Below are 15458 nucleotides of genomic sequence, written 5' to 3'. Positions count from 1 at the left end.
CATGAAAATTATACAAATGGTGGGTTATAAGGATAGCGGGAAAACAACTTTGATAAATTATTTCATAGAAGCATTTAATAAAGATAATTATCGTGTAGCTACCATCAAGCATCATGGTCATGGTGGGCAGCCATTAGGAATAGAAAATACAGATTCTGAGACTAATAGACAAGCAGGAGCTGTGGCTTCAGCAGTTGAAGGTGATGGTTTACTCCAACTTTCTTTGAATAAAAATAATATCTCGATAGAAAATATCCTCTTTTTTTACCAACAATTAGCCATGGATTTTGTTTTCATAGAAGGATACAAAAAGATTCCATTCCCGAAAATTTTACTGATAAAAGACCAAGCAGAAATAGCATTATTAGAAGAAATAGAAAAGACCGTTTGTATCCTAGATAGGAACGAAACGATCTCTAGTTCATTAAATATACCTGTGTTTCATCACGCGGAAGAATTACTATCTTATTTAAAAGCAGACCTCACTCAATTTGCTGATTTTTAATCAATATTACATATTTCAATAGGGCAATGTTCACAACCAATTTGAGTGCGTAGATATTCCATATCTCTTATTAAGATATGACCCGTTTTATTCACATGAATAACTTCATTTTTCCTTAGCTCACTCAGCATACGATTGACACTTTCTCTCGTGGCTGCACAAAAGTTTGCTAGTTGTTGATTGGTTAAAACAATATCAATTAAAATACCATCATTAACTTGTACTCCATAGCTATTTGATAAACGAATTAACGTGCTGTACAAAGCTCCCTTTTTACCATTAAGAAGGAGATCACGTATTTTGGACTGAAATATACGCATATGATTACTTACCCATTTCATAAATTCAAACGTCAAAGCACCGTTAGCAATAAGCTCTTTTTCAAGTAAATCTTTGTTAATAACAAGTACTTCACCCGCTTCTAATACCTTTGCACTTAGAAGATATTTCGCATTATCACTAAAAAGGGTTAATTCCCCAATAATATCATTTTCTGTACATATCCGTAGCGTTAATTCTTTTCCATCGGCTGTTAATTTTTCAATTTGAATAATTCCAGAACGAATGATATAAATTTCATGTGCATCCATTCCTTCTTGAAATAAGAATGAAGAGGAATAGGTTTTTCTGGAATAGCTTAATGACTCTAATAAATCCCTTAGTTCGTCAGAAATAGAGTCTTTTCTTTTCGTTTTCATTTGTCCCCAACCATTTACAGCTTGCATAAGCATCCCCCTGTCGTTCTGCTATTACTTCTAGCATAGCACAGCGATTGCTTGTTAATTTGCCCATAAAATTACAAATTAGTGACTTTTCATACTAAAAATTAAAGAAAGGGTGTGAGGTAATGAGCCAAGCAGGGATTATCATAGCTGGCGGCAATTCTACAAGATATGGTCAACCTAAAGCTTTTGCTTTGCACCATAACAAACCTTTCTATTATTATAGTGTGAAAGCAATCGAACCGTTAGTAAAGGGTATAACGATTGTCACAAAAGATTTGTATATAGATAATTTTAATGATTACAAAGGTAAAAGTGAGACGATAACAGATCTTGCGCCATATATCGGCTTAGGACCACTTTCAGGAATCTATTCTGGAATGAGTAATATTATCGCAGAATGGTATTTAGTTGCTCCAATAGATGTTCCGTTTATAAAAAAGGAAGTGTATGAAAGATTGATGGAGAAAAGAAATGAATTTCCTCAAGCAATCGTACCTATTGTAAATGGTAGAAGTCAGCCTCTGTTAAGTATTTATCACAGAAGCGTGTTTCCTATCATTGAAAAACAATTGAAAGCAGAAGAGCTTTCTCTCCATTCTTTATTAAAGCTGATAGATGTAAGAAAGGTTACATTTGATGAAGAAAAAACTTTTATCAATGTTAACGATAAAAAAACGCACCGCATGTATAGAGAGTGAGGAATAAAAATTGGCCAGTTTTCACCGGATATTATGGATTATTGGAGGATCGCTCAGTATTGGTATAGGTCTGATTGGTATTGTTGTTCCGATATTACCTACTACCCCTCTAATTATTTTGGGTGGGTTCTGTTACGGAAAATCTTCTCCTAGATTACATAATTGGTTATTGGAAAATAAATATTTCGGAAAGTACTTAAAAGATTATCACCAGGGAAAAGGTGTTCCGCTTCGCATTAAACTATTTGCCGTTACCATTGTTTGGACAAGTATGTTGTTTACATTACTAGTTATTCCGTTGATTGCCGTAAAAATTCTCATGTTACTTATTGCAACATGGGTAACCTACTTCATTTTCACCTCACCTTTACTTAAATCAAAAAAAATACCGAAACAATTGGACGAGTAATCAATCGATTCCAACTGTTTCGGTATTTTAATTTTATTCATCATCCATAGAATTATCATTGGCTGCACTATGAGCAAGTCTAGAAGAAGCGGCAGCTGCAATTGCGCCAACAATATCATCTAGAAATGTATGGCACTCACCTGTACTTTTATCATTTAATCTTTCTAATATTCCAGGTTTTTGTTTATCTATATAACCATAATTAGTAAATCCGATTGAACCATAGACATTTACGATCGAGAGGGCAATAATTTCATCAATACCATATAACCCTTCATCTGTATCGATTATTTCTTGTAGAGGAGATTCTAACTGTTTTTTCTCCGCCAATTTGTCTAATTGTATTCCTGTTAAAATAGCATTTTGAACCTCTCTTTTCATCAATACACGATGTACATTTTCACGGCACGTGTCTATTGTAAGATTCTCCTGATATTTGTTTTGTAAATAAAAAACAAGATCAGCTATATCATCTATCTCTACCCCTCGTTCTTCTAAACTTGCTCTTGCTCTTTTTTCCAATTCAGATTGTACGTGATTCTGACTCATTTTGACACATCCTCTTCTAAAAATAATAATTCTCTTATTTAACGTATGCTAACCTATATATTAGTCTATATAATTTTACTTCAAATAGAAAGGTATAGGCATAACAAGTTTCACTTTTAGGGCAATATAGTTTTAATATACCCTTTGTAAGTGTAGATAAAACTGTAAAGTAAGCTATAATAGGGAGTGGATAGTATCATTGCAGAAAAGAAGCATAGAGGGGTTGTAGTGTATAGACTAATGCTAATTTGAATAGGTATTCGCCAAGTTTTTGATCTTTAGGCAAATACACCTTGATTATCATTATTTAGAAAGGTATAATGTCCACTATAGAAAAACAAATGTACTTCATACAAATACATAGGAGGGCGATCGAATGCAACAAGTTAACGTAGGACTTTGCGGTTTAGGCACGGTTGGTGCTGGAGTTGTAAAGATATTAGAAGGTCATGCAGATGAAATTAAATATAAAGTTGGTTGTGAAATATCCATTAAAAAAATTCTTGTAAATGATATTAATAAAAAGAGAGATGTAATCATCGATTCATCTTGGTTAACGACGGATCCTGATGAGTTAATGAAAAATCCAGATATTGATATCATCATTGAAGTAATGGGTGGTATTGAAGATACGAATATTTTATTAGAAACAGCAATTAGAAATAAGAAGCATATTGTTACAGCGAATAAAGATTTGATGGCAGTACACGGCCAAAAACTTTTGAGATTAGCAAAAGAAAACCATTGCGATGTTTTCTATGATGCAAGTGTTGCTGGTGGTATCCCTATTATTCGTTCCTTAACAGATGGTTTGGCATCGGATCGCATTCAGAAAATCATGGGTATTGTTAACGGTACAACAAATTATATTTTAACAAAAATGACAGATGAACAACTGGCATTTGAGCCAGTACTCAAGGAAGCGCAAGAATTAGGGTTTGCTGAAGCTGATCCGACTTCGGATGTAGAAGGTCTTGATGCTGCTAGAAAAATGACCTTGCTAGCTAATTTGGCTTTTAAAATGGAGATTAGTTTAGATGATGTAGAAGTGAAAGGAATTCGAACAATTTCCCAAGAAGATATTACTTTTGCAACTAGTTTAGGTTATACTATTAAATTAATAGGGATTGCTTCTATTAATAAAGGAAAAGTTGAAGTAAGTGTGGAACCAACGCTTTTACCAAAGGATCACCCACTTGCACTCGTTAAGAATGAATTTAATGCTGTGTATGTTCACGGGGAAGCGGTTGGAGAGACTATGTTTTATGGACCAGGTGCGGGTAGTATGCCAACAGCAACTGCAGTCGTGTCTGATTTAATGGAGGTTGTTAAAAATATTCGCCTAGGTATCACGGGTAATGAATATGTAACACCACAATATAAAACACAACTTAAATTAAATGAAGAAAAATATACGAAATACTTTATCCGAATGGAAGTTAATGATGAAGCAGGAACATTCCAAAAAATTACTAATATTTTCTCTGATGAAAATGTAAGTTTTGCAAAAATATTGCAATTACCTGCAAGTAAAGAAAAAATGGCTGAGATAGTAATGGTTACACACCAAATCAGTAAGCAACAATTGTTAAATAGTTTAGAAAATTTAAAAGATCTATCGGTAGTAAATCGTATCATTAGTTATTATCGTGTGGACGGGGAGGAATAAAGAAATGGCTTGGGAAGGATTATTAAAGCACTACAAGACGTATTTACCAATTAATGAAAATACACCACTAATTAGTTTACATGAGGGTAATACTCCTTTAATTAAACTAGAAAGATTATCTGAAAAATTTGGCATTAATGCATTCGCGAAAATAGAAGGGGCTAACCCTACAGGTTCTTTTAAAGACCGTGGAATGGTTATGGCTATGGCTAAAGCAATTGAAGAGGGTGCAAAAGCAGTAATTTGTGCTTCTACAGGAAATACATCAGCATCAGCAGCCGCTTTTGCAGCACGTGCTGGATTGAAATGTGTCGTAGTTATCCCGGAGGGTAAAATTGCGCAAGGGAAATTAGCACAAGCGGTAATGTATGGTGCTGAAATTTACTCTATTCAAGGTAACTTTGATGATGCATTGAAAATTGTACGTAAGTTAGCGGAAACCGGAAAAATCGCCATGGTCAACTCGGTTAATCCATACCGAATTGAAGGTCAAAAGACTTCAGCGTTTGAAATTTGTGATGTATTAGGAAAAGCTCCAGAATACTTATTCATTCCAGTAGGAAATGCGGGTAATATCACTGCATATTGGAAAGGTTTCAAGGAATATAATGATGAAAAACAAACAGGCCTACCGAAAATGATGGGCTTTGAAGCTAGTGGTGCAGCGGCAATAGTTCACGATCGTATTTTTGAAGATCCAGAAACGGTTGGTACTGCAATCCGTATTGGAAACCCTGCTAGCTGGCAAGGCGCTGTAAATGCTCGCGATGAATCTAATGGGGAAATAGATGAAATTACAGATGAAGAGATGATTGCTGCGTACCAGTGGATAGCAGAAAATGAAGGTATCTTTGCAGAGCCAGCATCTTGTGCTTCTGTTGCAGGATTATTTAAAAAGTTAGAAGCGGGTAAAGTAGAAAAAGGATCAACAGTTGTCACAGTATTAACTGGTAATGGATTGAAAGATCCAAATACTGCGATTGATTATAGTGAGGTTAAACCTACTGTTCTTCCTAATGAAGAAGAAGTGGTAATGGAAAGAATATTAGGTAGTGTAGAAGCATGAGTTGGTTGATAAAAGTTCCTTCTAGTACGTCGAATTTAGGTGCTGGATTTGATTCTGTTGGTTTAGCTCTTAATCTGTATTTAGAGCTAAAAGTGACAAGAGGAAGCACATGGACTTTTATACCTAAATCAACTTGTTTAGAGGGAATTCCTACTGGAACTGATAATTTAGTCTATGAAATAGCTGACAAAGTTGGCAAGATTTATAAACCAGGACAGGCTCTACCTGCATGTGTAGTTGAAATGAAGAGTGATATTCCACTTGCAAGAGGACTTGGAAGTAGTGCTACAGCAATTATTGCAGGGATTGAGCTTGCTGATTTATTGCTTGAACTTCATTTATCACAAGATGAGAAATTAAAGATCGCAACTGATATTGAGGGTCATCCAGATAACGTTGCACCTTCTTTACTCGGGGGATGTGTGATAGGACACTATGATGGAGAAGTATCCGTCACAAGTGTTCCAGTCACAGGCGTATCTTTTGTAGCCATTATTCCTTCTTTTGAATTGAAGACGAAGGATGCTAGGGCGGTTCTCCCAGAGGATATGACATTTAAAGAAAGCGTACAGGCGAGTGGAGTAGCTAATGTTAGTGTTGCTGCTATTTGTCAGGGGAAATGGGATTTACTTGGTAAAATGATGGAAAAGGACCTTTTTCACCAGCCATATCGCAAGAAACTTATTCCACACTATGATGAATTAGCGAGCTACTTAGATGAAGATACCTATGGTGTATTTTTAAGTGGTGCTGGTCCTACTATGATCGCCATTACTTCAAAGGAAAAGGTTATTCAAAGAATAGCAGAATGGAAAAATACTTATTCCGATTTTGAGTGGCTAGATTTATCTGTTGAAAATAATGGCACACAACAATTGGAATTACCATTAGAAGAAATAAATTAAACATGACCATTTTAAATGAAATAATTTTGTTTTTGAATAATAGCCATTAAACCTACAAAAAAAGCAGAGCAAATCGTACATGATTTGCTCTGCTTTTTTAAAATTTATAAAACAATATTTGAATTTTATTTTAGAAATGTTTTACAAGATAGCGATCTGAATATCATAATGATAACAGCAATTGTTACCGTGATAATTAATACATTAATTAAAGTACAATTCATTATTTTTGTTTTCATAAAAAGGAAATTAATTGTAATTTTATGTTAAAATGATGATAGAGGTTATGAAACACTGTTCTTGCACTAACTGAAGATCAAATTGAAAGTAAACAATGGAAATAGCAATAAGATAGTATTAACTCTGAATTTAGGTAGACGTAGTAACTTATTTATCAGGAGGTAGAAAAGTGACAGAGAATAGCTCTAAAGAAATTTCAATCGCGGGAACTTTATCATATGCCGATTTTAAAAAGTATAATAGTTATCATCGAAGAAAAATTGTGATTGGCTATTTTGCTTTTGCATTTTTGGCTTTTTTTTATATATTATCCAATGGTATTACGAGTAATGGGGTTTCGGTTTATCCACTTGCTGCAATTCTTTCATTTGTAGCTTCGGCAACATTAACACTAATATTGATTCTTTTATTAGGGATCCGAATTCGTAGAGAATTTAAAAGTGATCAAATTATAAAAAACGAAATAAGCTATGTAATTAATAACGAAGGAATAAATCAAAAAATAAGAAGGTCAAACCTCTTTATTGATTGGAGTGACCTATTGGTAGCAAAGGAAGATCATGATATGTTTCGATTGTATATTTCTAAAAATAAAGCAATGATCTTAACTAAGAGATTCTTTAATTCAACGGAAGAAATAAACACATTAAAGACTCTTATTAAAAATAACTTAAATTCAAAAAAAGTTAAATTGAAGTGATAGCCATAATAAAATCTTCTTCTATAAACCGTGATGTGGTTTAACTAGACAATTGAGCAAACAAGGAGGCACGGATATTAATATCCAATACTTCTTGTTTGTAAAGCAGTAGTGCTGCGACATAAACTGTTAACTCAACTAGTATGATAAATTTTGCCGACGGTTTAAGACTAAGTAACCAGTACGACATGATATATTAATTTAACGGTTATTTTCTTTGTGCAGATTTTAAAAGTAAAAAAAGAAAAAATCGACTGAGTCAGCCGATTTTGGTTAAATTAAAATACTTGTTCAATCTCTGTAACGCCAGGTACTTCTGCCATTAAGGCACGTTCAATACCAGCTTTTAATGTGATTGTTGAACTCGGACAATTACCACACGCCCCCATCAATCGTAGACGTACAATTCCTTCGTCCACTTCAACTAATTCAACGTCACCGCCATCTCTTAATAGAAAAGGACGCAATTTATTTAGTACTTCTTGTACTTGTTCAGTTTGTTCTTGCATCATCAATTTTCTCCTTTCCTCATACACCCATTATTATAAAGTTTATCTGTAAATAAAGCTATGCTTTTGATCACATCTAATATTTCTAGATACTTTTATTTTATCTTTTATTAAATTATTTGTAAAATAGATTGTAGGGAAAAATAGAAAGTTAATTAAAGGATGATTTTATGGATGCCATCATAGAGTTTTGCATAAATAATTTAGCGAGCGGATCAGAATCAGCAAGAAAAGAATTGGCATCAGATCCTGATCTTGATGTCATAGAATATGGATGTACGAGTAACTGTGGGCTATGTGCGAATTTTCTATTTGCAGTCGTAAATGGTACAGTAGTTCGTGCAGATACTTCTGCAGAATTAGTTGAAAACATATATGATTATATAGATGAGCATCCGCTCACACTTTAATAGATGAAAAAGAAATGAGGAGAAGTAATGATTATTCCAATTACCAAAATGCATGGGCTAGGCAATAGCTATATATTTGTTAACACTTTTGAATTTGATTTAGAGGAAAACATTTTAAGCAACTTAGCAATTGATATTGCAAATAAGGATATCGGTATTGGTTCCGATGGTTTGATTTTAATCCACCCAACCGAGAATGCTGACGTTGGTATGCGTATATTTAATAAAGATGGATCGGAAGGAAAAACGTGCGGAAATGGCTTAAGGTGTGTTGCAAAATATGCATATGAGCATAATATGGTTAAGGATAAAATATTTAAAATTGAAACAAAATCAGGTAATGTTACTGCAGAAGTACATGGCAGAAGAAAGTTGATTGAAGAAGTAACCGTTGATATGGGTGAGCCCCATTTAAATAGATCTGCTATTCCGATGCTTGGTGAGGACAAAGAAGACGTTATAAACGAATTATTTGCAATTGATAACGTAGAACTGGGAATTACAGCAGTTTCAATGGGAAATCCTCACGCTATCTTTTTTGTTGATGATATAACTAAGGCTCCACTGAAAGAATTAGGTCCTATTATCTCTAAAGATGCTCGTTTTCCTGAAGAAATAAATGTTGAATTTATCGAGGTTTTAAATGAGAAAGAGCTAAATTTCAGGGTTTGGGAACGTGGTTCTGGAATAACACAAGCTTGTGGTACAGGTGCCTGCGCTGCTGTAGTTGCTGGAATTTTAAATAATAAGATAGAAAAGAACAAAGAAGTTACCGTTCATCTTTCTGGTGGAGATTTAATGATCACGTGGGACGCTGATAATCGTGTGTGGATGCGCGGGGAAGCAGTTACTACGATAGTAGGCCAGTTCTATTGGTAAAAGCAAATAGTTGAATAGCCCCTTCTTTCTTAGTATACTTACGGATAAGATAGAAATGATTTTTAGGAGTCAATTATGGCAAGGAGGATGTTAGAATGGTACTTCAAATTACAGATACTGCCCGTATTCAAATAGAAGAGATGATAAAAGAAGAAGATCAAGAGAATGTTCGCCTTCGTTTTGGTGTAAAAGGTGGAGGCTGTAGTGGTCTTTCTTATTCCTTAGGCTTTGATTATGAAGTAAATGAGGAACTAGATCTTAAAGAAGAGATAAATGGTATTCCAGTAACAATCACAAAGATGGATATCCCTGTAATCGACGGAACTACGATTGATTTCAAACAAAACATGATGGGCGGCGGTTTCACGATTGATAATCCTAACGCCATCGTTTCATGTGGGTGTGGTTCATCCTTTAAAGCGAAGGAACGTGAAGGTACACCTGAGAACTGCTAAGATTTTTATATGATAATATAAATATAAAAGACGATGTCTACGATTTTTTAATCGCGTGACATCGTCTTTTTTTAGAATCAAAAGAAAAATTTTTGTTTTGTTAAATTATTATAAATCACTTTAAGCATTATATTATCGATATAGTTTTTTAATTAATTAAAACATACTTGTTGAATGCTTCGGTTGGATTCTTGCCCCAGGCTCCATATAAGCTTTAGCGTTGTTAACAGCTGTAGGGCCCTCACCAAAGCCTGCAACAATAAGGTTAACCTTTCCAGGATACGTACATATATCACCCGCAGAATAGATACCTTCCACATTGGTTTCCATTTTGGAATTCACGACAATGCTATTTTTATCTATTTCTAAGCCCCAATTTTTTATAGGACCTAGCGAGGAGATAAAACCATAATTACAGACAACATGATCTACATCTAAAATTACTTCTGAGTCACCTTTTACTTCTTTCAATCGAACTTGCTCTATTTTTTCTTCACCAATTACCGCTTCAGGTGTATATGGTGTCATGATTCGCACATTAGAATTTAGCAAAGTTTCCACACTATGTTCATGCGCTCTGAATTGATCTCTCCGGTGAACAAGTGTTACTTCTTTAGCAATAGGCTCAAGCATTAAGGCCCAATCTACCGCAGAATCGCCGCCACCAAATAAAACCACACGTTGGTCACGGAAGATATCCATGTTATTTACGTAATAATGTAAATTCGTTGTTTCGAATTTTTCGCAATCATCGATAGCTAATTTTCTCGGTTGAAAAGCCCCGTTTCCAGCTGTAATGATAATTACTTTTGTATAATGAACGCCTTTATCGGTAGTTATTTTAAAGGTACCATCTTCTAATTTTTCTACCCTATCAACTGCTTGATTTAAGACAATTTCAGGTTGAAAAAGATCCGTTTGTTCTTTCAGATTATCTACGAGAGCCTGAGCACGAATTTTTGGAAAACCAGCAACATCATAAATATATTTATCTGGATATAAAGCACTGAGTTGTCCTCCGATTTGTGGTAAGCTTTCAATTATTTTTACAGATGATTGACGTAAACCACCATAAAAGGCTGTAAATAGTCCAACAGGTCCTGCTCCTATTATCGTTATATCAAAAACTTCTTCTGACATTATTATTTCCCCCTCAACTTACATTAACATTAATACATGCCCTCTATTTTAACATAATGTTTAAAAAAATGAAGGTATTACTACTTTATGCATGGAAAGAAAAATAAAAGGCAATTTTCCACCTTTAATTTATAGAAAAATTAAAAAATAGTTCGAATAGGGTTGAAAAATGTCGGAGAAAAGGCTAAGATTATTCTTGTGCTAAATATTACATTTTTGTGACATTATAGCTGTTTACGTGAAAAGTATCACGAAATTGTAAAAATTTATAAAATATTAAATGGATGTGGATAAAGTGAATAAACCGAAGATTGTTATTTTAGGAGCCGGCTATGCTGGGCTTACAACTGCAGCTCGTCTACAAAAAAAGTTAAATGAAAACGATGCTGATATTACATTAGTAAATAAAGATCATTACCATTATGAAGCAACTTGGTTACATGAAAATGCTGCTGGTACACTTCATCATGATCGCAGTCGTTTTGAAATAAAAGATATTATTAATTCTGCAAAAATCAACTTTGTCAAAGATACAGTAACTGCAATCAAACCAGACGATAAGAAAGTTGAGCTAATAAATGGTGTATTGGATTATGATTATTTAATCGTTGGTTTAGGTTTTGAAGCAGCTACTTTTGGCATTCCTGGCTTATATGAGAATGCATTTATGATTGGAAATATTGATCAGGCAAGATTGCTACGTCAACACATTGAATACCAATTTGCAAAGTTTAATAATGAAACAGAACCTGCACAAGAAAGATTAAACATTGTTGTAGGTGGTGGCGGTTTTACAGGAATCGAATTCTTAGGCGAAATTGCTGACCGTGTACCTCAGTTGTGTAAAGAATATGATGTTGATCGCAATAAAGTTCGAATTATTAATGTGGAAGCAATGGATACTATTTTACCAGGATTTGATCCTGAGTTAATTGAATATGCAATGAATTCGTTAGAAGCTCGTGGTGTAGAATTTAAATTAGGTGCTTTCTTAAAAGAGTGCAGAGAAGATGGTATTACGATTGAAGTAAATGGTGAAAAAGAAGATATTCCTACCAACACAACTGTTTGGGCTGCAGGTGTTAAAGCAAATAGTCTTGTAGAGAAATCGGGACTAGAACACAATCGTGGGAAAATAGAAGTGGATAAATACTTACGTGTTCCATCTCATGAAGAGATTTTTGTAATTGGAGATTGTGCGCTTATTTGGAATAAAGAAATAGATCGACCATATCCACCAACTGCTCAAATTGCGATGCAAGAAGCAGACGTTTGCGCGCATAATATTAAAGCTCTTGTAAAGGGCGGAGAACAAGAAGAATTCGAATTTAATAATATGGGAACTGTGGCTTCCTTGGGACATGGCGATGCTATTGGTGTGGTAATGGGAGATAAAAAATTATTTGGTTGGTATGCTTCTGTTATGAAAAAAGTAATTGATAATCGAGCATTATATAAAATAGGTGGCTTAGGTTTAGTGCTTAAAAAAGGAAAATTTAATTTTTTAGGATAACTAAAATTAATAATGCAAGTTGAAAAAGGAGAGGGGTGACCCTTTCCTTTTTCCTTAATGAAATAGTAGATAAAAGAAGGAAAAGTTGCACTTTTTTCTTTAGCATAATAAAATGTGAACAGTTGGTCAGAGGAACGGGCTATTATTATTTTCACCAATAGATAGAGAAGAATTATTTACCTGAATGAGGGAGAAAAGCTATGATTCAATTATTTGTATCCTTATTATTATTTTTTGTATTGTTCTTTGGAATTAGTTTCATTTTAAATATGATTTTAAGACAAACATGGTTAATGGCTTTTGTATTTCCATTTATCGTAATTTTAATCATTGACGAATTTCCGTTTAGTCGATATTTTCAAGAACCAATATCAGCTTTTAGGGATGTGGGGCAACAATTTATATCCCTCACGCTGCAAGATGGTATCATATTAAGCTCTGGTTTCATAGGAACGATACTTGCTGGTGTAGTGATTCGTTACTTGAGAAGAAATGGTTACCAAATGTTTTAAAATTAATAAGTAAAAGTATAATAATCTCTAAATCGGACATGCTTACATTCTAAAGAGGTGAATGTAAGTATGTGGGTTTGGAGATTTTTTCGTGTAACGATTTTTTTTCTGCTATGGATAGGGGCGTGTGTTTCTACTTTTTCCATTGTGTCCAACGTACCTATTCATGACCTATCCAATGGTGTCTATCAAACCATGGTGCCAAAAACGATAGATAAGCAAAGTGAATTTCATACTACTAGAGAAGTCGGTTCGTATGTGAAATCGGTTCCGATAAATGGTAACTTTAGCTCTAATTCTAAACCAGTCAGTCTTGAAGAAAGTATTGATTTAGAGCAATATCCTGTTAAAAAAGTAATTGCAACAGGCTATACAGCTGGCTATGAATCAACAGGGAAGACAAAGGAGCATCCTGCATATGGCATTACATATTCAGGGGTAGAGGTAACAAGAGACTTGTACTCTACGATTGCAGCTGACTTAAGTTTGTTTCCTATAGGAACGATTCTCTTCATTCCTGATTATGGATACGGGGTTGTGGCGGATATTGGTGGCGCTATTAAAGGTAATAAAATTGATTTATATTTCCCAACAACTACTGATGTTTATCAAAAGTGGGGGAAAAAAGAAGTAAATGTTTATCTTGTGAAAAAAGGAAATGGCGAGCTTGACTCACAAACATTAAAAAAATTGAATGAAACAGAAGCACTTCAAGTTTTTAGGTCTCTAATAAATGAATAATTAAAAAGGATACTCAGCTACAAAAAGCAGCGAGTATCCTTTTTAAATTTGTTCGAATTAGTATGTAAAAGTATTCTAAACATATCTCTAACATACAAAGCAAGTGGTTGGTTCTAAGTAATCTGAATCACGCGATCCTTTAAAACAATTGGTAAATGACTAAAGCTAATAAGATACCTGTTAAACCTCCAAAGAAGACTTCAATTGGTTGATGCCCAAGTAATTCTTTTAACTCTTTCTGCTTTTCATAAACCCCTTTTTTATTCCATACCTTTGCTTCTTCTACAAAATAATTAAAATCCTTCACAAGCATATTAAGTAAAATAGCTTGTTCACCAGCTTGTCTTCTTATACCAGTTGCATCAAACATAATAATGATGCTAAAAATACAGGCTGCGCCGAAGAGGCTAGAGTCTAGTCCATGCTCTATCGCTATACCAGTTGTAACAGCCGTTACTGCTGCTGAATGACTACTAGGCATTCCTCCAGTACTAAAAGCTAAGGCTGGGTTGAATTCTTTTGTAGCAATAAAATGAATTGGAATTTTAACTACCTGTGCAAATAAAATTGCAGTTAAAGCTGCCCAAAGGGGAAAATTAGTGAACAATTCCAATGAAAACATCCTTTCTGTGTTGTGACACAAAAATCTAGGTTGTACGCATTATTATTAGTAGGAAATAAAACAATTATAGCATATGTTTTGTTGTAATCTATAACAGACCGCTTTAATTTACGATATTTAAACACTTTATGATTGAGGAAGTTTATTTTTTTCAACATTTATACTGCAAATTAATTTTAAAGTGAAATAAATAGAGCCATTTTTGTAGGTGAAACACTTTTTTTATTGTAGTTAATAAGAGTATACGTTGTTATTATCAATATTTATTCATTACTAGCTTGCCAAGGTTTTTATAAGTTCACAAAGAAAAAACAGTGAGAAAGCTCTCACTGTTTAAGCATCTTTTATTGCTGCTTCTAATGCAACCTCAATCATATCATTAAAAGTAGTTTCTCTTTCTTTTGCCGTCGTTTCTTCTCCAGTAATTACATGATCAGATACTGTTAAGACAGATAAAGCTTGTCTATCGTATTTTGCTGCTAACGTGTATAAAGCTGTCGTTTCCATTTCGATTGCTAGTACATTGTATTGATCCAATAAATCTAACAATTCTTTTCCATTATCACGATAAAAGCTGTCGCTCGTAAACACATTTCCTACTTTTAATTTTAATCCTTTTACTGTACCAGTGTCGTATGCATTTTTTAAAAGATGGAAATCAGCAGTTGGAGCATAATCAATTCCACCAAAAATCATACGATTCACCTGTGAGTCTGTTGTTGACGTAGATGCTAATATCACATCTCTTACTTTTACATCTTTACTGATGGCTCCACAAGACCCTACACGTATTAATTTTTTGACATCGTAGCTTTGAATCAGTTCATTCACATAAATGGAAATAGAGGGCACACCCATCCCTGTACCTTGAACGGAAATTTTATGTCCTTTGTACGTGCCTGTAAAACCATACATGCCTCTTACTTCATTGTATTGCGTCACGTCTTCTAAAAAGTTTTCAGCTATATATTTTGCTCTAAGTGGATCTCCTGGCAATAGAACTGTTTCTGCAATATCACCCTGATTTGCTCCAATATGGACGCTCATTTGTTTTTCCTCCTTGATGGTATTGTCAATTACTAAAAGTATATCTGTTTTGAAATTAGCATAAAATAAATTAGAATACAAATAACTACTATGTAATCGTTTTAAAAATGTAGCTTGTTTTTGTTTCTAAACTTCTTTTTTTGTTATATAATAGAAATAGTTAG

The 15458-nt window shown here is 34.0% G+C and carries 19 protein-coding genes; 13 read left to right on the top strand and 6 right to left on the bottom strand.

What is annotated here, in order from left to right:
- The first annotated feature begins 1 nt into the window (after position 1).
- Entirely contained in the window at positions 2-505 is a 504-nt protein-coding gene (mobB, locus tag DFR57_RS10440) for a molybdopterin-guanine dinucleotide biosynthesis protein B (RefSeq protein WP_170132965.1), read from the top strand.
- On the opposite strand, the gene DFR57_RS10435 is transcribed toward mobB, so the two are convergent.
- Positions 502-1230, bottom strand: a complete 729-nt coding sequence (locus DFR57_RS10435) for a Crp/Fnr family transcriptional regulator (protein ID WP_425450966.1) — start codon at positions 1228-1230, stop codon at positions 502-504. The genes mobB and DFR57_RS10435 overlap by 4 nt on opposite strands.
- Positions 1231-1352: 122 nt before the next feature.
- Here DFR57_RS10435 and DFR57_RS10430 point away from each other — a divergent pair, with 122 nt between their 5' ends.
- A complete protein-coding gene (locus tag DFR57_RS10430) occupies positions 1353-1928 on the top strand; it encodes a molybdenum cofactor guanylyltransferase (protein ID WP_114353102.1) in 576 nt (191 codons plus the stop codon).
- 10 nt (positions 1929-1938) lie between these two features.
- Positions 1939-2337 carry a YbaN family protein gene (locus DFR57_RS10425; RefSeq protein ID WP_114353101.1) on the top strand — a complete coding sequence of 133 codons (399 nt, stop codon included), beginning with the start codon at positions 1939-1941 and terminating at the stop codon, positions 2335-2337.
- A gap of 33 nt (positions 2338-2370) precedes the next feature.
- Here DFR57_RS10425 and DFR57_RS10420 read toward each other — a convergent pair whose 3' ends face one another.
- A complete protein-coding gene (locus DFR57_RS10420) occupies positions 2371-2886 on the bottom strand; it encodes a phosphatidylglycerophosphatase A family protein (RefSeq protein ID WP_114353100.1) in 516 nt (171 codons plus the stop codon).
- A gap of 376 nt (positions 2887-3262) precedes the next feature.
- Between DFR57_RS10420 and DFR57_RS10415 the strand changes: the two genes are divergently transcribed.
- From DFR57_RS10415 to DFR57_RS10400, 4 genes are all read left to right on the top strand, one after another.
- Positions 3263-4555 carry a homoserine dehydrogenase gene (locus tag DFR57_RS10415; protein WP_114353099.1) on the top strand — a complete coding sequence of 431 codons (1293 nt, stop codon included), beginning with the start codon at positions 3263-3265 and terminating at the stop codon, positions 4553-4555.
- A gap of 4 nt (positions 4556-4559) precedes the next feature.
- Entirely contained in the window at positions 4560-5621 is a 1062-nt protein-coding gene (gene thrC / locus DFR57_RS10410) for a threonine synthase (RefSeq protein WP_114353098.1), read from the top strand.
- The gene (gene thrB / locus DFR57_RS10405; RefSeq protein ID WP_114353097.1) at positions 5618-6526 is read left to right on the top strand and encodes a homoserine kinase; all 909 of its coding nucleotides are present in this window, start codon (positions 5618-5620) and stop codon (positions 6524-6526) included. Before thrC ends, thrB begins: the two co-directional genes overlap by 4 nt.
- A 409-nt stretch (positions 6527-6935) precedes the next feature.
- Positions 6936-7466, top strand: coding sequence for a YcxB family protein (locus DFR57_RS10400; RefSeq protein ID WP_114353096.1), 531 nt, complete (start codon positions 6936-6938; stop codon positions 7464-7466).
- Positions 7467-7744: 278 nt separating this feature from the next.
- Here DFR57_RS10400 and DFR57_RS10395 read toward each other — a convergent pair whose 3' ends face one another.
- Positions 7745-7978 (bottom strand): NifU family protein, encoded by a 234-nt coding sequence (locus DFR57_RS10395; protein ID WP_245937443.1) that lies wholly within the window; start codon positions 7976-7978, stop codon positions 7745-7747.
- 167 nt (positions 7979-8145) lie between these two features.
- Between DFR57_RS10395 and DFR57_RS10390 the strand changes: the two genes are divergently transcribed.
- From DFR57_RS10390 to DFR57_RS10380, 3 genes are all read left to right on the top strand, one after another.
- Positions 8146-8385: a YuzB family protein gene (locus tag DFR57_RS10390; RefSeq protein WP_114353095.1), complete on the top strand. Its 240-nt coding sequence runs from the start codon at positions 8146-8148 to the stop codon at positions 8383-8385.
- 27 nt (positions 8386-8412) lie between these two features.
- Positions 8413-9264 (top strand): diaminopimelate epimerase, encoded by an 852-nt coding sequence (dapF, locus tag DFR57_RS10385; protein WP_114353094.1) that lies wholly within the window; start codon positions 8413-8415, stop codon positions 9262-9264.
- Positions 9265-9359: 95 nt separating this feature from the next.
- Positions 9360-9719, top strand: a complete 360-nt coding sequence (locus tag DFR57_RS10380; protein WP_114353093.1) for a HesB/IscA family protein — start codon at positions 9360-9362, stop codon at positions 9717-9719.
- 156 nt (positions 9720-9875) lie between these two features.
- Here the strand turns inward: DFR57_RS10380 and DFR57_RS10375 are convergent, their stop codons facing one another.
- Positions 9876-10859: an NAD(P)/FAD-dependent oxidoreductase gene (locus DFR57_RS10375; protein ID WP_114353092.1), complete on the bottom strand. Its 984-nt coding sequence runs from the start codon at positions 10857-10859 to the stop codon at positions 9876-9878.
- Positions 10860-11154: 295 nt separating this feature from the next.
- Between DFR57_RS10375 and DFR57_RS10370 the strand changes: the two genes are divergently transcribed.
- From DFR57_RS10370 to DFR57_RS10360, 3 genes are all read left to right on the top strand, one after another.
- Complete coding sequence (locus DFR57_RS10370; protein WP_114353091.1) at positions 11155-12372, top strand: NAD(P)/FAD-dependent oxidoreductase; 1218 nt, start codon at positions 11155-11157, stop codon at positions 12370-12372.
- Between the two features lie 200 nt (positions 12373-12572).
- The gene (locus DFR57_RS10365) at positions 12573-12884 is read left to right on the top strand and encodes a YuiB family protein (protein WP_114353090.1); all 312 of its coding nucleotides are present in this window, start codon (positions 12573-12575) and stop codon (positions 12882-12884) included.
- 69 nt (positions 12885-12953) lie between these two features.
- Positions 12954-13625 (top strand): 3D domain-containing protein, encoded by a 672-nt coding sequence (locus DFR57_RS10360; protein ID WP_114353089.1) that lies wholly within the window; start codon positions 12954-12956, stop codon positions 13623-13625.
- A 139-nt stretch (positions 13626-13764) separates the two neighbouring features.
- Here the strand turns inward: DFR57_RS10360 and DFR57_RS10355 are convergent, their stop codons facing one another.
- Together DFR57_RS10355 and deoD are read right to left on the bottom strand one after the other, a co-directional pair.
- Positions 13765-14238, bottom strand: a complete 474-nt coding sequence (locus DFR57_RS10355) for a divergent PAP2 family protein (RefSeq protein ID WP_114353088.1) — start codon at positions 14236-14238, stop codon at positions 13765-13767.
- A gap of 342 nt (positions 14239-14580) precedes the next feature.
- A complete protein-coding gene (gene deoD, locus DFR57_RS10350; RefSeq protein WP_114353087.1) occupies positions 14581-15294 on the bottom strand; it encodes a purine-nucleoside phosphorylase in 714 nt (237 codons plus the stop codon).
- Positions 15295-15458: the final 164 nt, after the last annotated feature.

This window comes from Saliterribacillus persicus, from assembly GCF_003337485.1.
Lineage (GTDB): Bacteria > Bacillota > Bacilli > Bacillales > Amphibacillaceae > Saliterribacillus > Saliterribacillus persicus.
Note: the sequence above shows the minus strand (reverse complement) of the source record. Positions and strands in the feature narration are given on the sequence as shown.

Excerpts from the sequence above, each read along its gene's own strand:
- DFR57_RS10380 (WP_114353093.1), top strand. The coding sequence starts at position 9,360 with ATGGTACTTCAAATTACAGATACTGCCCGTATTCAAATAGAAGAGATG.
- thrB (WP_114353097.1), top strand. The coding sequence starts at position 5,618 with ATGAGTTGGTTGATAAAAGTTCCTTCTAGTACGTCGAATTTAGGTGCT.
- DFR57_RS10375 (WP_114353092.1), bottom strand. The coding sequence starts at position 10,859 with ATGTCAGAAGAAGTTTTTGATATAACGATAATAGGAGCAGGACCTGTT.
- DFR57_RS10360 (WP_114353089.1), top strand. The coding sequence starts at position 12,954 with ATGTGGGTTTGGAGATTTTTTCGTGTAACGATTTTTTTTCTGCTATGG.
- dapF (WP_114353094.1), top strand. The coding sequence starts at position 8,413 with ATGATTATTCCAATTACCAAAATGCATGGGCTAGGCAATAGCTATATA.
- thrC (WP_114353098.1), top strand. The coding sequence starts at position 4,560 with ATGGCTTGGGAAGGATTATTAAAGCACTACAAGACGTATTTACCAATT.
- DFR57_RS10420 (WP_114353100.1), bottom strand. The coding sequence starts at position 2,886 with ATGAGTCAGAATCACGTACAATCTGAATTGGAAAAAAGAGCAAGAGCA.
- deoD (WP_114353087.1), bottom strand. The coding sequence starts at position 15,294 with ATGAGCGTCCATATTGGAGCAAATCAGGGTGATATTGCAGAAACAGTT.
- DFR57_RS10365 (WP_114353090.1), top strand. The coding sequence starts at position 12,573 with ATGATTCAATTATTTGTATCCTTATTATTATTTTTTGTATTGTTCTTT.
- DFR57_RS10435 (WP_425450966.1), bottom strand. The coding sequence starts at position 1,230 with ATGCAAGCTGTAAATGGTTGGGGACAAATGAAAACGAAAAGAAAAGAC.
- DFR57_RS10395 (WP_245937443.1), bottom strand. The coding sequence starts at position 7,978 with ATGATGCAAGAACAAACTGAACAAGTACAAGAAGTACTAAATAAATTG.
- mobB (WP_170132965.1), top strand. The coding sequence starts at position 2 with ATGAAAATTATACAAATGGTGGGTTATAAGGATAGCGGGAAAACAACT.
- DFR57_RS10415 (WP_114353099.1), top strand. The coding sequence starts at position 3,263 with ATGCAACAAGTTAACGTAGGACTTTGCGGTTTAGGCACGGTTGGTGCT.
- DFR57_RS10390 (WP_114353095.1), top strand. The coding sequence starts at position 8,146 with ATGGATGCCATCATAGAGTTTTGCATAAATAATTTAGCGAGCGGATCA.
- DFR57_RS10430 (WP_114353102.1), top strand. The coding sequence starts at position 1,353 with ATGAGCCAAGCAGGGATTATCATAGCTGGCGGCAATTCTACAAGATAT.